This is a genomic window from Gilliamella sp. B14448G11 (assembly GCF_016101765.1).
GTDB lineage: Bacteria > Pseudomonadota > Gammaproteobacteria > Enterobacterales > Orbaceae > Gilliamella > Gilliamella apicola_N.
Map to the genome: position 1 here is coordinate 17,751 of NZ_JACFPX010000017.1, position 17,868 is coordinate 35,618.

General features: G+C 32.9%; 15 protein-coding genes, 1 other RNA gene and 2 pseudogenes. 8 read left to right on the forward strand and 10 right to left on the reverse strand.

The annotated features are described in order from the left end of the window. Nucleotides 1–11: 11 nt before the first annotated feature. The 10 genes and pseudogenes from ffs to recO form a co-directional block, all read right to left on the reverse strand. Nucleotides 12–107: signal recognition particle sRNA small type (gene ffs, locus H3S88_RS10530), an RNA gene on the reverse strand. Between the two features lie 152 nt (nucleotides 108–259). Continuing rightward, nucleotides 260–553 (reverse strand): integration host factor subunit alpha, encoded by a 294-nt coding sequence (locus H3S88_RS10535; RefSeq protein WP_039126771.1) that lies wholly within the window; start codon nucleotides 551–553, stop codon nucleotides 260–262. Nucleotides 554–558: 5 nt separating this feature from the next. Then, nucleotides 559–2,946: a phenylalanine--tRNA ligase subunit beta gene (gene pheT / locus H3S88_RS10540; RefSeq protein ID WP_198227944.1), complete on the reverse strand. Its 2,388-nt coding sequence runs from the start codon at nucleotides 2,944–2,946 to the stop codon at nucleotides 559–561. 16 nt (nucleotides 2,947–2,962) lie between these two features. Continuing rightward, a complete protein-coding gene (gene pheS / locus H3S88_RS10545; protein WP_198227946.1) occupies nucleotides 2,963–3,946 on the reverse strand; it encodes a phenylalanine--tRNA ligase subunit alpha in 984 nt (327 codons plus the stop codon). Between the two features lie 210 nt (nucleotides 3,947–4,156). Beyond that, nucleotides 4,157–4,510: a 50S ribosomal protein L20 gene (gene rplT / locus H3S88_RS10550; protein WP_024496189.1), complete on the reverse strand. Its 354-nt coding sequence runs from the start codon at nucleotides 4,508–4,510 to the stop codon at nucleotides 4,157–4,159. A gap of 32 nt (nucleotides 4,511–4,542) precedes the next feature. After that, complete coding sequence (rpmI, locus tag H3S88_RS10555) at nucleotides 4,543–4,740, reverse strand: 50S ribosomal protein L35 (protein WP_025315575.1); 198 nt, start codon at nucleotides 4,738–4,740, stop codon at nucleotides 4,543–4,545. 84 nt (nucleotides 4,741–4,824) lie between these two features. Beyond that, a complete protein-coding gene (gene infC / locus H3S88_RS10560; protein ID WP_025315574.1) occupies nucleotides 4,825–5,364 on the reverse strand; it encodes a translation initiation factor IF-3 in 540 nt (179 codons plus the stop codon). A gap of 27 nt (nucleotides 5,365–5,391) precedes the next feature. Then, nucleotides 5,392–7,317 (reverse strand): threonine--tRNA ligase, encoded by a 1,926-nt coding sequence (gene thrS, locus H3S88_RS10565; RefSeq protein ID WP_198227948.1) that lies wholly within the window; start codon nucleotides 7,315–7,317, stop codon nucleotides 5,392–5,394. 287 nt (nucleotides 7,318–7,604) lie between these two features. After that, nucleotides 7,605–7,838, reverse strand: a pseudogene (locus tag H3S88_RS10570) (carbohydrate kinase); the annotation flags it as partial. Nucleotides 7,839–8,455: 617 nt separating this feature from the next. Further along, nucleotides 8,456–9,148 (reverse strand): DNA repair protein RecO, encoded by a 693-nt coding sequence (gene recO / locus H3S88_RS10575; RefSeq protein WP_198227950.1) that lies wholly within the window; start codon nucleotides 9,146–9,148, stop codon nucleotides 8,456–8,458. 153 nt (nucleotides 9,149–9,301) lie between these two features. Here recO and H3S88_RS10580 point away from each other — a divergent pair, with 153 nt between their 5' ends. The 8 genes and pseudogenes from H3S88_RS10580 (at nucleotide 9,302) to artP (ending at nucleotide 17,863) form a co-directional block, all read left to right on the forward strand. Then, nucleotides 9,302–10,930: a Na+/H+ antiporter gene (locus H3S88_RS10580; RefSeq protein WP_198227952.1), complete on the forward strand. Its 1,629-nt coding sequence runs from the start codon at nucleotides 9,302–9,304 to the stop codon at nucleotides 10,928–10,930. Next, nucleotides 10,931–11,437, forward strand: coding sequence for an SCP2 domain-containing protein (locus H3S88_RS10585; protein ID WP_198227954.1), 507 nt, complete (start codon nucleotides 10,931–10,933; stop codon nucleotides 11,435–11,437). It begins immediately after the preceding gene. A 330-nt stretch (nucleotides 11,438–11,767) separates the two neighbouring features. After that, nucleotides 11,768–12,841, forward strand: coding sequence for an alpha/beta fold hydrolase (locus tag H3S88_RS10590; protein ID WP_232352542.1), 1,074 nt, complete (start codon nucleotides 11,768–11,770; stop codon nucleotides 12,839–12,841). An 828-nt stretch (nucleotides 12,842–13,669) separates the two neighbouring features. Beyond that, the gene (gene sbcB, locus H3S88_RS10595; RefSeq protein ID WP_198227958.1) at nucleotides 13,670–15,103 is read left to right on the forward strand and encodes an exodeoxyribonuclease I; all 1,434 of its coding nucleotides are present in this window, start codon (nucleotides 13,670–13,672) and stop codon (nucleotides 15,101–15,103) included. Between the two features lie 103 nt (nucleotides 15,104–15,206). Continuing rightward, nucleotides 15,207–15,662, forward strand: coding sequence for a CidA/LrgA family protein (locus H3S88_RS10600; protein WP_198227960.1), 456 nt, complete (start codon nucleotides 15,207–15,209; stop codon nucleotides 15,660–15,662). Continuing rightward, a complete protein-coding gene (locus H3S88_RS10605) occupies nucleotides 15,659–16,348 on the forward strand; it encodes a CidB/LrgB family autolysis modulator (protein WP_039126739.1) in 690 nt (229 codons plus the stop codon). Before H3S88_RS10600 ends, H3S88_RS10605 begins: the two co-directional genes overlap by 4 nt. Nucleotide 16,349: 1 nt before the next feature. Continuing rightward, nucleotides 16,350–16,979, forward strand: a pseudogene (locus tag H3S88_RS10610) (ElyC/SanA/YdcF family protein); the annotation flags it as partial. Nucleotides 16,980–17,134: 155 nt separating this feature from the next. Next, nucleotides 17,135–17,863 carry an arginine ABC transporter ATP-binding protein ArtP gene (gene artP / locus H3S88_RS10615; RefSeq protein WP_065737096.1) on the forward strand — a complete coding sequence of 243 codons (729 nt, stop codon included), beginning with the start codon at nucleotides 17,135–17,137 and terminating at the stop codon, nucleotides 17,861–17,863. Nucleotides 17,864–17,868 lie beyond the last annotated feature (5 nt).

Below are 17,868 nucleotides of genomic sequence, written 5' to 3' on the forward strand. Positions count from 1 at the left end.
TGTGGTGGAGACTCTATCAGCCACATCTCACACACATATTTTTTACTTTGGCTGCTTCCTTCCGGACCTGACCTGATGAGCAAAAAAATGTTGCAAGAGGACCCATAGTGCCTCCATAGGAAAGGTTATATTATGCTTTAATTATAAAATTATTTCAATTATTATTTTATCCAATACTACCCAATCGACCTTTCTTTAATCTTAATTTTAAAGAAAGGCGATTGTAATAAGAGTATAGAATTTAATCCTACATTGTAAATTATAGTGCTAAATTCTTTTCTACTCGTTCTCTGAATTTAATACCTGGTCTGAATGTAACAACTCGACGAGCGGAGATATCCACACTTTCACCAGTTTTTGGATTACGACCTGGGCGCGAATTTTTATCACGTATAGCAAAATTACCAAATCCAGATAATTTTACCGGTTCCCCTTTTTCTAAAGCCACTCGAATCTCTTCAAAAAAAAGTTCAACAAGGACTTTAGCTTCTTGACGATCAATATTAAATTTTTCGGCAAGACGATCTGCAATATCAGCTTTAGTTAATGTCATAGTTATTATTCTCTTAATAGGGCTTTAAAATGATTTTGTAAAGCAGTGACACACTTGCTTACAATGTTTGCTATATCTTCTTCTTCAAGTGTACGTGATTTGTCTTGTAAAATCAAACTGATAGCAAGGCTTTTTTGATCTTCTTTAATGTTATCTCCTTGATAGACATCAAAAAGATTAACTTTAACAAGTTGCTCTCCTCCAGCTTGCTTACACACTGAAATAATTTCTGCTGCTGGAATTGTATTTGAAACAATAATCGCTATATCTCGTTTGTTTGACGGATATTTTGAAAGGTCTTGAGCAACAGGCACCTTTTTAAAGTTAATTTTAGCTAAATTTATTTCAAAAACAAGCGTTTTACTATTTAAAGATAATTTTTTTTCGATTTCTGGATGTAAAACACCAAAATAACCGATAACCTCATCATTTAAATTGATTACTGCACTTTGTCCTGGATGTAAAGCTGATAATTCTGCTCTATTAAACTGGACTTTTCCATCACAACCTAACAGTGAGAAAATGGCTTCAAGATCCCCTTTTAGATCATAAAAATCAATGCTCTTTTTAGGTAATTGCCAATGATCTTCGTATAAATTACCCGTAATAACTCCAGAAAGCATGAATTCTTGACGAACACCAAACTCACATTTTTCATCTGGTATAAAACGTAAACCCGTTTCAAATAATCGTAAACGGGATTGTTGTCGATTTTGATTATAGAGCACCGCATCTAATAATCCTGACCACAATGATAAGCGCATTACAGACATTTCACTGGAAATTGGATTTGGTAAAGTGATTGCAGGTTCATTCGGATGAAGAATATGCTGAATTTTAGGATCAACAAAACTATATGTCACGGCTTCTTGATAACCATGATCAACCAATAAGTCTTTTATTCGGCGTAATGATATAATACTTTCTGGTTTTGGCTGCATTATCGATTCAATTTTCATATTTGCATTCGGAATATTGTTATATCCGTAAATGCGGGCAACTTCTTCAACCAAATCTTCTTCAATTTGTAAGTCAAAACGCCAGCTAGGTGATTTAACGATCCAAATGTCGCCTTTATATTCTACTTCACAACCAAGTCGAACCAATATATCCGTAATTTTTTGTGCTTCAATGAAATAACCTATAATTCGATCAATTTTGTTACGGTGTAACTTTATTGTTGCTTGTGAGGGTAATTCACTTTGATTTATAACTTCAATAACAGGCCCAACCTCCCCGCCACAAATATCAACTAATAATTGTGTCGCTCTTTCCATTGCAACAAACTGTAATGCAGGATCGACACCACGCTCATAGCGGTGAGAAGCCTCTGTATGTAGACCATATTCTCGAGCTTTACCTGTAATTGCTAATGGAGCAAAAAAAGCTGACTCAAGAAAAATATCTGTAGTTGATTGTGTTACACTTGATTTTTCACCGCCCATAATACCGGCAATTGCTAAAACTTTATTATGATCAGCAATAACTAATGTTTTATCATTCAATTTAACTTCATTACCATTAAGTAATGTCATTTCTTCGTCTTGGTGAGCATAACGAACAATAATGCCTTTTTCAATTTGGTTTAAATCGAACGCATGCATTGGATGACCAAGTTCAAGTAATACATAGTTAGTAATATCAACGACAGCATCAACAGAACGAATGCCTCCTCGGCGCAACTTTTCTCTCATCCATAATGGTGTCATCGCATTGATATTGATATTTTTAATCACTCTTCCTAAGTAACGAGGAGCTGCTTTTGGAGCATCTATTTGGATTGATAAGGTATCAGAAATTGTTGCTGGTACATTTGCTATTTTAATTTCTTTCATTGGAATATTATTAACGGCTGATATATCTCTAGCCACACCAACAATACCAAAACAATCAGCACGATTAGGTGTAACACTTATATCAATCATAACATCGTTAAGATTTAAATATTCTCGAATATCTTTTCCCAAAGGCGCATTATCAGGTAATTCAATAATACCATTATGATCATCAGTAATACCTAATTCTGAATAAGAGCATAGCATCCCTTCTGAAGGCTCACCGCGTAGTTTTGCTGATTTAATTTTAAAATCACCAGGTAAAACTGCCCCAACAGTAGCGCAAGCAACCATTAAACCTTGTCGGCAATTTGGTGCACCACACACAATATCAAGTAATTCATCTTTACCTATGTCCACTTTAGTTACACGAAGTTTGTCTGCATTAGGATGTTGTTTACACTCAACAACTTTTCCTATCACTACACCAGTAAAATCCCCTGCAACCTTTTCCACATTATCAACTTCTAAACCAGCCATTGTTAATTGATCGGCTAGCATTTCGCTACTAATTTCTGGATTGATCCATTCACGTAGCCAACTTTCACTAAATTTCATGTTTTGATCTCCAGAATTAATTAAATTGCTTTAAAAAACGTAAGTCGTTTTCAAAGAAAGAACGTAAATCAGTGACACCGTAACGTAACATTGTCAATCTTTCTATTCCCATACCAAAGGCAAAACCGCTATAAATTTCAGGATCAATACCAACATTACGTAATACATTAGGGTGAACCATTCCACATCCCAATACTTCTAGCCATTTACCATTTTTAGCTTTAATGTCAACTTCTGCTGAAGGTTCTGTAAATGGAAAGTAGCCAGGCCTAAATCTTATTTCCATATTATCTTCAAAAAAGCAATGAAGAAAATCATGTAATAAACCTTTCAAATGGCTGAAGCTGATGTCTTTATCAACTAATAATCCTTCCATTTGATGGAACATCGGAGTATGAGTCTGATCATAGTCATTACGGTAAGTTCTTCCTGGAGCAATGATTCTGATTGGCGGTTTTTGATTTTCCATAGTTCGAATTTGAACTGTTGAAGTTTGGGTACGCAATAAACGTTTCGCATCAAACCAGAATGTATCATGATCAGCTCGAGCAGGATGGTGAGCAGGAATATTTAGTGCATCAAAGTTATGATAATCATCTTCTATTTCTGGTCCAGTTTCAACCACAAAACCAAGTTCCCCAAAAAAATCAACTAAGCGATTAATTGTTTTTGTTACTGGATGTAATCCCCCTAACTCAAGAGATTTACCTGGTAAGGTAATATCAATCATCTCATTTGCAAGTTTTGCATCTAGGGCTTGACGCTCTAAAAGATTGCGTTTTTGATTTAATATTTCAACAACTTCTTGTTTTGCATCATTGATTTTTTGGCCGACTGCTGGGCGTTCTTCGGCAGGAACATCACGTAAAGAAGCCATCTGCAATGTAAAGTAGCCTTTCTTACCAAAATATTCCACTCTGATCTGTTCGATCGTATTAATGTCGTTAGCATTTTCAATAGCGGATTTGGCATTACTTACCAGTTCAACTAATTGAGACATAAAATTCTCCTGCTTATTGTTCATTACATAAAAAAAGCCTCTCCTGAGGCTTTTATAATTATTTTTCGTTTTTCCATTGCCTCACGAATGAAAATTTTTAATGAAGCTAAAAAAGAAACGAAAAACAACTAATTTCATAATTACTTTACTCTTAAATAATATTGTCAATAAAATGATAAAAGCCGAGATAACTCGGCTTTTATAAAGCTATTATAATGCAGCTTTTGCTTTTTCAACTAATGCAGCAAATGCATTTTTGTCAAATACAGCAATATCAGCAAGGATCTTACGGTCGATTTCAATTGAAGCTTTCTTTAATCCATTGATAAAACGGCTATAAGAAAGACCGCATTGACGAGCAGCAGCATTAATACGAACAATCCATAATTGACGGAATTGACGTTTACGCTGACGACGGTCACGGTAAGCATATTGTCCAGCTTTGATTACTGCTTGGAAAGCAACACGATAAACACGTGATCGAGCTCCATAATAACCTTTTGCTTGTTTTAAAATTTTCTTGTGACGTGCACGAGCAATAACACCACGTTTAACACGAGCCATAAACTATATCCTCTAATTAATTAACCAATAAATTAAGCGTATGGAACACACGCAGTAACTAAACCTAAATCGCCTTTTGACACAGTAGTCAAACCACGTAAATGACGTTTACGCTTAGTTGATTTTTTGGTTAGGATATGACTCTTGTTAGCTTGTTTATGCTTAAAGCCACCAGAAGCTGTTTTTTTAAAGCGCTTTGCTGCGCCTCTTACAGTTTTAATTTTAGGCATTTTATTAATTTCCACTTCGCATTGTTAATAAAAATAAAATAATGGTGTAATTTTTAGAAAACTAAAGATTAACTTGCAAAACCATTACTTCTTCTTCGGCGCGAGCACCATTATCATTTGACGACCTTCAATCTTAGTTGGATAAGATTCAATAACCGCCAAATCAGCTAAGTCTTCTTTAATGCGATCAAGCATCTCAGTACCTAACTGTTGGTGAGCCATTTCACGTCCACGAAAACGCAACGTGACTTTAGCTTTATCGCCATCTTCTAGAAAGCGAATCAGGCTGCGGAGTTTTACCTGATAGTCGCCTTCATCTGTACCAGGTCGGAATTTAATTTCCTTAACCTGAACAACCTTTTGCTTCTTCTTCTGTTCTTTTGTTGCTTTACTCTTTTCATAGAGGAACTTGCCATAATCCATAATTCGACAAACAGGTGGCTCTGCATTAGGGCTTATTTCGACTAAATCTAAAGTTGCTTCTTCCGCTTGTTTTAAAGCTTCTTCTAAGCTTACTATACCGAGCTGTTCACCATCGACGCCGGTTAACCTCACCTCACGAGCAGTAATCTCATCATTGATCTTATGCGCGCGTGTTGACTGAATACGTTTACTGACTTTAATATCTCATTCCTCCAAATTAATTTATCGTTAATTCATTTGTTCTAATGAACGACTATGAATTTCATTAAGCAACAATTCTATAACATGTTTCACTTCAAAGCTACCAAGATCTTTACCTTGACGAGTTCGAACTGAAATTGTTCCTGATTGCATTTCTTTGTCTCCACAAACAAACATATACGGAACACGTTTTAGAGTATGCTCTCGAATTTTAAACCCAATTTTCTCATTTCTCAAGTCTGCTTTTCCTCTAATTCCAACTTTTTGCAATTGCTCGGTTAATTGTTTGGCATATTCAGCTTGATTATCGGTAATATTTATTACTGCAACTTGCAAAGGAGCAAGCCACGTAGGGAAGAATCCAGCACAATCTTCGGTTAAAATTCCCATAAAGCGTTCCATTGAACCTAAAATTGCTCTATGAATCATAACTGGTGTATGGCGTTCGTTATCTTCACCTACATAAGTCGCATCTAAACGTTCTGGCAACATGAAATCAAGTTGTACTGTACCACATTGCCATGCTCGACCTAAGCAATCATGTAAAGTAAATTCAATTTTTGGTCCATAAAATGCGCCTTCGCCTGGTAAATATTCGAATTCAATACCATTTTCAGTTAAACATTCAGCCAAATCTTTTTCAGCTAAATCCCATGTTTCATCTTTACCAATACGTTTTTCTGGGCGAGTTGATAATTTAACGGTAATATCTTTAAAACCAAATGTGCTGTAAGTGTCATAAACCATTTTAATACAGCTGTTTACTTCACCTCGAATTTGCTCTTCAGTGCAGAATATATGCGCATCATCTTGGGTAAAGCCTCTAACACGCATTAAACCATGTAATGAACCTGACGGTTCGTTACGATGACAACTACCAAACTCAGCCATACGTAAAGGTAAATCACGATAAGATTTTAGACCTTGATTAAAAATTTGTACATGACCCGGGCAGTTCATTGGTTTAATACAATATTCACGATTTTCAGACGAAGTAACAAACATTAACTCTTTATAGTTACCCCAATGACCTGTTTTTTCCCACAATACGCGATCCATCATAAATGGACCTTTTACTTCTTGATAATTGTATTCTTTTAGTTTAGTACGAACAAAAACTTCTAGTTCACGAAATATAATCCAACCATCATTATGCCAAAATACCATACCGGGTGCTTCTTCTTGCATATGATAAAGATCTAGTTGTTTACCAATTTTACGGTGATCACGTTTAGCAGCTTCTTCTAAAAATTGTAAATAACTATCAAGTTGTTTTTTATCCGCCCAAGCCGTGCCATAAATACGTTGTAACATTTTATTATCACTATTACCACGCCAATAAGCACCTGCAATTTTTTGTAATTTGAAATGATGACAAAAACGCATATTAGGAACATGTGGTCCTCGGCACATATCAATATATTCTTCATGATGATAGAGTGCCGGTGTTGAATCTTTAGGAATATTTTCGTCTAAAATAGCAATTTTATACGGTTCACGACGATCCCAAAATACTTCTCTTGCACGTTCCCAACTCACAACTTCTTTTTTTACTTCATAATCTTTTTTTGCTAATTCGTGCATGCGTTTTTCTAAAGCATCAAGATCTTCCTGAGTTAAAGAATGTTCTAAATCGATATCATAGTAGAAACCATTGTCAATAGTTGGACCAATTGCCATTTGCGTGTCAGGCCATAATTGTTTAATAGCATGACCTAATAAATGAGCACAAGAATGGCGAATAATTTCTAAACCATCTTCATCTTTGGCAGTAATGATAGCTAATGTTGCATCCTCTTCAATTACATCACAAGCATCTTTACGTTGACCATTTACACGCCCAGCAATACAAGCCTTAGCAAGCCCTGCTCCAATACTTTGAGCAACTTCTAGAACAGTAACTGGTTTATCAAATTGACGTTGACTTCCGTCAGGAAGAGTAATAATTGGCATAATAAATCCTTATAACAGTGGTGCGCCACACGAAAGCGCACATGCGTACATAAATAAGCGGAATATACTATCACTTATTACAAGGTTTTTAAATAGGATTAAGCTTGATTTAAAATTAGATTTTTATCGATTTAATCATCTATGATGATTTCATGAACTTAAAAAGCTCAAAATCAATTTATTAATGGTATTTATGAATATTAGACAAGAATTATGTAACACTATAATGTTGTAAGTTAAATTACCTAGCTTTAATTTTTTTACTAATCAGCTAGGCTTATAAAAAATTATAATTCTGCTAAATATGTTTCAGGTATAACTGGTATTGAACCATTTGGGGTACAGACGTAAGAAGCGATACGATTTGCTTTAATATTAATTTCCTGTAATGCTTTACCTTTCAAATCTAACACACTACTAATTGCCATAAATGAATCGCCAGCACTAACAGTATCAATCCCTGTGATTTTTTCTGCTGGACGATAATCTTGCTCACTTTTGGTAATTAAATGACTACCATTGTTACTACAAGTTTAAATTAATAATTCTAATAGTTGATCCTATCATAATAATGGCTATACCATTTGCACAAAGCTCATCGATAATTTAATAGATTTCAGCATTAGCGCCAATATCAATTATTCGAGTTAGTAGCTCTAATTTGATGTGGGAATTACTAAAGATTAGATAATTCAAATTCCACAAAATGATGAAAAAGTTATAAATTATTTGTCAAAATTAAATATCAAACACGTTGTTTGTGGTAACAATTTTACGGCAATGCAATTAATTTCGTTAAATCAAAGAATCAATCCAAAACAAAATTATTTACAATCAGTTTTGATGACGCGGATTATGCCTATTATCCTTTAACATTTCTTTTGAGATATAAGCAATCTTTGGCTAGTATCGCCCTAATTGCAGTTAAAAATTTGATTCAATGAGTTTATAACCCAACATTACCAATTCGTACTGTAGAATTAGTCATTCGAGCTTCAAGTGGAACTTGATTTGGCTTTTGATTATGTTAAACAGAAATGCAAATAAAATATAATAATTACATTTATTTAAATGCGACGTTGTCACTATATTGAGCGAAATAATAATCTTTATTTAACAAAAAATTTGATTAAAATGTCTAAATTTTCAAAAATAACTCCCTACTTTTAAAAGGTTTTGAACCAACATAAGGTTTTAAAGCCATTCGAGTAAAGCGTTTAGCTGCTTTTAGTGTATCAACAGTGCTAAAATCACGATTTCCTAAAGCCAATACTTGTTCACCAGTGAAACTGGTACTATTTCTTAATAAACTACCGATAAATCCCTTTTCGGATTGATATTGATAATACATTGATTCAACAATATTATCTCCTGTCGCGCTACAATGAAAAAAATCAACGTAATAACCCATATTTTCTAATAATGATAGTTCAAAAGTACGTAGTACATTCTCAGCAGGAGCTTGTTGTGCCAATTGTTGTAAACTTTTTAAATAATCATCAAAAAGTGTTGGCATCTCAGTATCTGCGATTAATACCCGATGTAATAATTCATTTAAATAAAAAGCGCTATATAATGAAACTGAAACTAATGGTAAAGTGAGTGACATAGCTTCAACTTGACGTAATATTTTTATATTACCTTTACCAGAATATTGTACTATTAAAGGGGTAAAAGGTTGTAATAACCCTTTCAAAGAAGAATTTTTTCGTCGAGCTCCTTTAGCTAAAACGGTTATTTTGCCACCATTTTCAATGAATAGATCAACTAATAAGCTGCTTTCAGTTTGAGTACGTGTGTGCAAAACAAATGCTCTTTGCCAATTTTCCATGCAAAACCTTTAATTAGATTGTTGTTTTTTTGTTTAATAATAGTGTGTGAATAAAAATTAAGTAATTTTATGAAATTTAACCTGAAATTAAGATAAAAATCCGATATAATCAAACGATAACAATAGGATTATAGGATAAATAAAAGACAAGCTATGGAACTTTTTTCAATAATTTTACTTCTCGTATTAATTGTATCACTTTCTGGTGTCGTTGTTAAAATGCTGCCAATTCAAATACCATTACCGCTAATGCAAATATTATTAGGCTGCGTACTGGCCGCTTTTGGTGTTTATGTAAGATTCGATCCAGAACTATTTCTTGTTTTATTTATTCCACCTTTACTATTTGCTGATGGACGAAAAACCTCTGTAAAAGATTTCGTATATAATTTCAGAGAAATTGTTGGATTGGCGCTTGTATTGGTGGTTATCTCAATTATCGCTTTAGGTTACATTCTTCACTGGATGTTACCAAATGTCCAATTGGCAGCAGCTTTAGCTCTTGCAGCAGTCTTATCTCCTACCGATGCTGTTGCCTTGAGTGGAATTGTTGGTAAAGGCCGTATAGAAAAGGAAAAGATGGAAATCATTGAAGGTGAAGCATTGATGAATGATGCTTCGGGTCTTGTTTCGTTAAAGTTTGCAATTGCAATTGCGACAGGACTGCTTGAATTTGATTTATTACAAATCAGTATATCTTTCTTTGTTGTTGCTGTCGGTGGTTTAGCGGTTGGCGTTTTATTTACTTGGTTATATGCTAGGGTTTTACGTAAAATAAATCAACTTACTAATAATGACCCAGCAATTCAAATCGTATTATTATTCTTACTTCCATTTGCCGCTTATATTATTGCTGAAGAATGCCATTGTTCTGGTATTTTAGCTGCTGTAAGTGCAGGTATGACCGTTAATCATTCAGGTATGATGCGTAATGCACCTTTGACAACACGTTTACAATCAGATAGTGCATGGTCAATGTTAACTTTTGTATTCAACGGATTTGTTTTTGTTCTTTTGGGTATTCAGTTACCTAGCATTTTGAATAATACTTTCGCTGAAAATCAAACAGATGCATCAATTGAGCTATGGCAATTATGCTTGATTGTTTTATTTGTTTTTATTGTATTAATGGGAACAAGATTTGCTTGGCTATGGGCTATGAAACACATGCCAACCATGCCTTTTGGAACAAAACGACCTCTAGCATTTAGAGCATATACAAATCGTGATTTATTAATTTCAACTTTTGCTGGTGTCCGTGGAGCAATAACATTAGCTGGTGTATTATCTATCCCAATGACCATTGCAGGTAGGTATCAACTTGTCTTTATTGCTACAGGAATTATCTTAATTTCATTGATTGTTGCAGTAGTTATATTACCTATTTTATTACGAGGTAGTGTAATTTTAGATAATTCAAAACAAGACAATGAAATTTTAACAGTGAAAGGACAAATGGCAGAAGAAGCTATTATTAGTCTGGAAAAAATGCAGAACAACTTACTACAAGAAACTTCTGAAGCAGGTTTGGATCAAGAAATAATTCACGAAGTTGGCTCGCGTGTTATCGGTTCATTAAGACGTAGGACAGGTCTCAAAGATTTAGAACAAAAAGCACTTGAAGCTGAGAACCTAGAAAGACGTATGCGCTTAGTTGCAATTGGTGCAGAACGTACTGCACTATTACAAATGAAAATTCGTAATGAAGTAAGTGAAGAAACTTTTGAGCATCTAAACACTGATTTAGATATTTATGAGAAAATGATCTCTGGAGATGTTTAAATGATAGAAAGCCAGCATAATTTATTAGGAAAAATACATTCAACATTTGTTGATAAAGCGCCTCAAGTATTGGGAATTACTTTACGCTGTATTCCTTTTAATTTAAAAAAACAAGTTATTGAACAATTGTTACAATTACAATTTAAACATTCACTTGAAGATGGTGATCTTGATTTTTTAGAAAATCGCTGGCTTAAAATTGAAGTTACAGATCTACAATTAATATGGTTTGTTAGCCTAATAGAAAATAAATTAGTTGTCAGTCGTGAAGAAATTGCTGATGTAAGCTTCATTGGCAATGCTAATGATTTGATAATGATTGCAACTAGAAGACAAGACCCTGATACACTCTTTTTTCAACGTCGATTAATTGTTGAAGGAGATACTGAGCTCGGTCTATATGTTAAAAACTTAATGGATTCAATTGAATCAGAAACTATGCCTAAACCTCTCAGAATCACTCTTGAAAAGTTGGCTGATTTAATTGAGAGTGCCCCAAAAGAGTAAAAATTGTCTATTATTCATAATTAAATAAAAAGGGAATGATATTAATTCATTCCCTTTTTTATTTTTACTTAAATTAAATATTCGTTTTTAAATTAGATATTACTATTTGTTTATTCACATCCTGATAATCAATTACATATTTTTATCTGTTTCATTATTAGAATGATCTTTTGAATAATGATTTTTTTTAGAAAATTTGATAATTAATTCTTAATGTTAATTTTAATGAAATATTGAGATATAAATCACAATAAACAAAGTATTTATTTTCGATTTTAACCTAGTAAAGTTAAATTAAAGGGATAAATAGTGAATATAGGTAAAAAAATTATGGTCAACTTTAAGAAAAAACTATGCATTGTTATTTTATTAATAATTCCTTCTTTAGGGTATTGTCTCGATTTTAATAATAAAAATGAAACAAATTACATTATTAATAACTTCAAATTTAATGATGGGAGTACAATGTCAAATCTATCAATACACTATATTACTCTTGGCAATCCGAAAAATAAGCCCGTATTAGTATTACACGGTACTACTGGTAATGGAGCATCAATGTTAAATGATAGTTTTGGTCATGCTTTATTTGACAAAGGAATGCCACTAGATGCAGAAAAATACTTTATTATCCTTCCTGATGCTATTGGTACAGGTCAATCTTCGAAACCGTCAGATGGTATGAAAGGTGACTTTCCACATTATGATTATACCGATATGGTTAATGCTCAATATCAATTAGTGAAAAATGGATTAGGCATCGATCATTTAGAGTTAATTATAGGTAATTCCATGGGAGGGATGAATACTTGGAATTGGGTTACAATGTATCCAGATTTTATGACTGCTGCAGTACCAATGGCTGCAACCCCTGCCCCTATGTCAAGCCGAAATTGGATAATGAGAAAAATGGTTATTAATGCTATTAAAGACGATCCTGATTGGAAAAATGGATTCTATGACAAACAACCAGAAAAATTCCAAACCGTTTATAATTATTATAATATAGCAACCAATGGAGGCGATATTGCTTGGCAAAACAAAGCCTATAATACTGCAAAAACAGAAGAATTATTAGCTAGTACATTAAAAGAGCGCATTACAATGGATACTAATGATTTTTTATTTCAATGGGATGCAGCAAGAAACTTCGATCCAACTAAAGACTTGATTAAAATAAAAGCTCATATATTAGCAATAAATTCAGAAGATGATGAAAGAAACCCTCCTACTACAGGTTTAATGGAAAAAGCGATAAAAAACATTCCTCATGTTAAATATGTATTAATACCAGCTAGTATCAAAACCAGTGGGCATAGTACCACAATGACCGCCAATTTATGGAAAGATCATTTAACTTCATTTTTAAAAGAGGTAGAGGACAACAAATATCTTAATTTTTAAATAAAAATTAATGATTTATAATTAACTACTATTATAGATAATATTATTTATAATAGTATTGTACTTTTAATTTAAAGTTACAACGTCACAAAAAACTTTATTTGATTAATGCCAAGTTACTAATTTAAAAAAAAGTTATAACATTTAATGTATATGAACTAGAAAAACCATGATTTAAAGATTTAGTTAATTAGTAGTGCATTTAAAAGTTAAAATAAATCTCATGTTAACATTATAAAATTTGCTATAACAATATGATATATCCTGTTTATTAATTATATCTAATATCATAAAATTTACCTTTTGATATCATAACGTATTGGACTTTAAATCCGACATAAAGACCATAATTGCTTTTTGCTATCACAAAAATGGAAATAGCCCAACCATAACTAGTTCTATCGCAATATAAAAAGTAAGTTTAAAAATTAGATGTTACCATTTTTGAGAACTTTATTAAACGCAGATATTTGTAGGATTTTTAAATATATTGCATCGTTAGCTATTACAATTAATGATAAATATCATTCATGGATTAAAATTAAATCTCAAGTATTGCTCTATACCGAAATTAAAAGGCAATACTCCCTTTTTATGATATCCTTACACTTGAACCATCAAGTAGTAATTTCTGGAAAACTAGGATAAGATTTATTTGATAGTGCTATTTGCTTTGAATCATTAGACATCATTTTAATTTTCTACATTTTGTACACAATTAAAAGCATAACTATATATTTTGTATGTTCACAATTGCAAATAAATAAATGAACAATAAAACAGTTAAAAATCAAGAAATAAAATAATAATTAAGAGCCCAAAAGAATAATGAAAAACGACTTAAATCAGCCAACTTTTTACTTTCATGATTATGAAACTTTTGGTATAAATCCAGCTTTAGATCGCCCAGCACAGTTTGCAGGTGTTCGAACTGACGGTGATATTAACATCATTGAAGATCCTTTAGTTATTTATTGTCAAATTACTCAAGATTATTTACCAAATCCTGAGGCTGTACTTATTACAGGTATTACTCCTCAGAAAGCCAATCAAAACGGCATTTGTGAAGCTGAATTTACTAAACAAATCTATCAAGCTTTTAGTGAACCTAATACATGTATTTTAGGATATAACAATATCCGATTTGATGATGAGGTCACTCGTAATATTTTATATCGTAATTTTTATGATCCCTATTCCTATAGTTGGCAGAACGGTAATTCTAGGTGGGATCTTCTTGATGTTGTTAGAGCTTGTTATGCATTAAGACCTGATGGTATCAATTGGCCCATCAATGATAATGGTTTTCCTAGCTTTCGTTTGGAGCATCTAACTCAAGCAAATAATATTAAGCATGAACATGCTCACGATGCTATGTCCGATGTTTATGCAACTATTGCTATGGCTAAACTAATAAAAGAAAAACAACCCAAATTATTTAATTATTTTTTCTTATTACGTAATAAAAACAAAGTTGCTGAACTTATAGATGTTGTCAATATGACACCTATCGTTCATGTATCGGGCATGTTAGGTAGTCATCGAGGTAATCTATCAGTGGTTGCTCCAATAATTTGGCATCCAATACAAAATAATGCAGCTGTTATATGTGATTTAGCGGGTGATATTGACCTCCTTATTGATTTGTCGGTTGAACAAATCAAAGAGAAACTGTATACAAAAACAGAAGATCTAGAGTTAGGAGAATCGCGAATTCCTTTAAAATTAATTCATACCAATAAATGCCCTATAGTTGCTCCATTAAAAACCTTGTTACCTGAAAATGCAAAACGATTTGGGCTTGATGTAGAACAATGTTTAATTAAACTACAAAAACTACAAGAAAATCAAAATTTGCTGCAAAATAAGATGCAAGAATTGTTTAATATTGATAATAATTATCCAATTAATTCAGATGTTGATGCTCAAATTTACCAACGTTTTTTGAATAATCAAGATAAATTGCGCTGTGAAACGATTCGAACAACACCCACTCAACTGTTAGATAGCCTATCTTTAACATTTGATGATCCTCGTTTAACTACTCTTTTTTTTAGATATAAAGCCCGAAACTATCCTCAAGCATTAACTGAACGAGAACAAACCATTTGGTACAACTATTGTCGAGACAAACTTAATACATCCAAAATACAAGATTATTTATTGAATCTAGAACTATTAGCTGAAACGTATATTCAACAACCTGAAAAATTAACAATAATTAAACAACTTTATAACTATTGTCATTATTTAGTTGGATAATTGAATTTGACGGGCGTATGATAAGATCAATTCTATTTATATCATTGAAGCCGCAGATATAAATAATCATCATAAAGTTTAATATATTTAACAATATAATATTATGAAACATTTTTTAGCCAAACATGCAACGATAAAACATCGACTCTATTCTTTATACTATACGCTGTTCAGCTATGGTCGAGGATTGATTATTTTAACTCTCTGTTTATGGGTGGGAAATATAATCTCAAAAATAATACCGATAATGATTCCTGGCAGTATTATTGGTTTGTTACTTCTATTTTTCTTACTTGCTTTCCAGCTTATCCCAACTTGTTGGATCAAAAATAGCTGTAATCTATTCATGCGTTATATGACGGTTCTTTTTATTCCTGCTGCTATGGGCATAATGGATAACTATTCACTTTTATTAGAAAATTGGATCCCTATTATCTTTAGTAGTGTAGGTGGATCGCTCATTGTGTTAATTTTTACCGCTTATCTAACCGAAAATTTCCAAAAAACAATACTCCAAAAAAGAACAATTTTATCAAAAAATCAGGAGAAGCAGCCATGATATGGATGCTACCACTCACACTTTGTGTGTTTCTCATTATTCGTAAAATTTCATTTAAATTAAATAGTCCTTTATTTAATCCATTAGTCATATCGGTTATTGTTTTAATTCCAATTTTATTAATAACTAAAACCAGTTATGCACAATATGTAGCAAATGTACAAATTATTAATGATTTATTGCCTTATTCGGTTGTAGCCCTTGCCTATCCTTTATACGAACTTATTCCTCAAATTAAAGCACGTTGGAAATCAATCATATTTATTACCTTTACTGCTTCGATTGCATCAATGATAACTGGCGTTTGCATAGCTTTTTGGTTGGGTGGCAATAATGCCATTGCAGCATCTGTTTTACCTAAATCAGTTACTACCGCTATTGCGGTAACCATTGCTGCCGATCAAGGTGGTGTGCCTTCTATAGCTGCATTATGTGTAATATTAGTCGGCACATTAGGCGGAATTTTTGGGCATCAAATATTAAATCTTGTTAAAATAAAATCGGCTTCGGCTAGAGGACTTTCTATTGGAGCTGTTTCACATGCGGTTGGAACTGCCCGTTGCATTGAGGTTGATTATAACGAAGGAGCTTACAGTTCCTTGTCGCTTGTTTTATGTGGTATTATGACATCATTGACAGCACCTTTTTTATTTCCAATAATGGTATTTATTTTTGATTGGTTTTAGCATGAATTTAAAAAAGCTTATAGCTTGTTTCATTGGTTTGTGCTTGATTACAATATCGGCGATTCTTATTCTTGACTATTGGATCAGCTATAAAACAGCACCTTATATCTATCACGATGAGAAAAATCTTCCATATCGTGCAGTTGGTGTAGTACTTGGCACATCCAAATATGTTCGAGGTGGCGGATTAAATGGTTTTTATCGAAACCGTATTGATGGAGCAATCGATCTTTATTGGCGAGGTAAAGTCGATTATCTTTTACTGAGCGGAGATAATGCTCTATTAAGCTATAATGAACCAATCACTATGCAAAAAGATTTAATCAAGGCTGGCATTCCTAGAAAAGCGATAGTTCTTGACTACGCAGGTTTCAGAACGTTAGATTCAATTGTTCGCGCTAATAAAGTTTTTGATGCGAATGATTTCACAATTATCACTCAAGAGTTTCATTGCGAACGTGCAATTTTTATAGCTATTGCACAAGGAATCCAAGCACAATGCTTTGCTGTGCCATCGCCTAAAAGTATGAAATTAGTGCGTATCCGTGAAATGTTCGCGCGTGTTAGTGCCTTTATTGACCTTTATATCCTTACTAAAGAACCAAAATATCTTGGTCCTGTCATTCCAATCATATCTAATAATGAGTGATTTTTTGTAAAAAAGTTTCAGGTTATGGGTACGTTTCAGTAAAAAAATAGGCAGAAAGCTATTGTCTAATAAATTAGATTGCATTTTTATGCAAAAAAAAGTAATATTTAGTCAATTTAAATTTAAGAAAACGAAGAATGAATATTGAACTAAACCATATTAATTGCTTTTATGGTTCTCATCAGGCATTAAATGATGTTTCATTATGCTATCCACTTGGTGAAACGATTGTTTTACTTGGTCAAAGTGGTGCAGGAAAGAGCTCTTTATTAAAAGTATTTAATTTACTTGAAATTCCAACGTCTGGAGAAATGACAATTGCTGACTCACATTTTGATTTTTCAAAAAAAATCAGTGAATCAACAATTCGACTGCTTCGAAAAAATGTTGGTATGGTTTTTCAAAATTATAATTTATGGCCACATTTAACTGTACTTGAAAATCTAATTGAAGCACCTTGTCAAGTATTAAAAATGTCTAAAAAAGAAGCCAGTGACAAAGCAATGTCCATCTTAAAACGTTTGCGGATAGATGATATGGCACACCGTTACCCTCTTCACCTTTCAGGAGGACAACAACAACGTGTGGCTATAGCAAGAGCATTAATGATGGAACCTCAAATTTTATTATTTGATGAGCCAACAGCGGCTTTAGATCCAGCTATAACATCGCAAATAGCAGAGATCATTAATGAATTATCACAAACAGGGATTACACAAATTATTGTCACACATGAAGTTGATTTTGCTCGTAAAGTTGCTTCGCAAGTGATTTATATGGAACACGGTAAAATTATTGAACAAGGGCAATTAGAATGCTTTGCTCATCCTAAAACCAAAGAATTTAAAGCTTATTTATCACATTAAATAAT

Coding starts and splice junctions, on each gene's coding strand:
- pheS (WP_198227946.1), bottom strand. CDS start 3,946: ATGTCTCAATTAGTTGAACTGGTAAGTAATGCCAAATCCGCTATTGAA.
- rplT (WP_024496189.1), bottom strand. CDS start 4,510: ATGGCTCGTGTTAAACGTGGTGTTATTGCTCGTGCACGTCACAAGAAA.
- H3S88_RS10605 (WP_039126739.1), top strand. CDS start 15,659: ATGATATGGATGCTACCACTCACACTTTGTGTGTTTCTCATTATTCGT.
- H3S88_RS10600 (WP_198227960.1), top strand. CDS start 15,207: ATGAAACATTTTTTAGCCAAACATGCAACGATAAAACATCGACTCTAT.
- H3S88_RS10535 (WP_039126771.1), bottom strand. CDS start 553: ATGACATTAACTAAAGCTGATATTGCAGATCGTCTTGCCGAAAAATTT.
- recO (WP_198227950.1), bottom strand. CDS start 9,148: ATGGAAAATTGGCAAAGAGCATTTGTTTTGCACACACGTACTCAAACT.
- H3S88_RS10580 (WP_198227952.1), top strand. CDS start 9,302: ATGGAACTTTTTTCAATAATTTTACTTCTCGTATTAATTGTATCACTT.
- rpmI (WP_025315575.1), bottom strand. CDS start 4,740: ATGCCTAAAATTAAAACTGTAAGAGGCGCAGCAAAGCGCTTTAAAAAA.
- thrS (WP_198227948.1), bottom strand. CDS start 7,317: ATGCCAATTATTACTCTTCCTGACGGAAGTCAACGTCAATTTGATAAA.
- pheT (WP_198227944.1), bottom strand. CDS start 2,946: ATGAAATTTAGTGAAAGTTGGCTACGTGAATGGATCAATCCAGAAATT.
- artP (WP_065737096.1), top strand. CDS start 17,135: ATGAATATTGAACTAAACCATATTAATTGCTTTTATGGTTCTCATCAG.
- H3S88_RS10585 (WP_198227954.1), top strand. CDS start 10,931: ATGATAGAAAGCCAGCATAATTTATTAGGAAAAATACATTCAACATTT.
- H3S88_RS10590 (WP_232352542.1), top strand. CDS start 11,768: ATGGTCAACTTTAAGAAAAAACTATGCATTGTTATTTTATTAATAATT.
- sbcB (WP_198227958.1), top strand. CDS start 13,670: ATGAAAAACGACTTAAATCAGCCAACTTTTTACTTTCATGATTATGAA.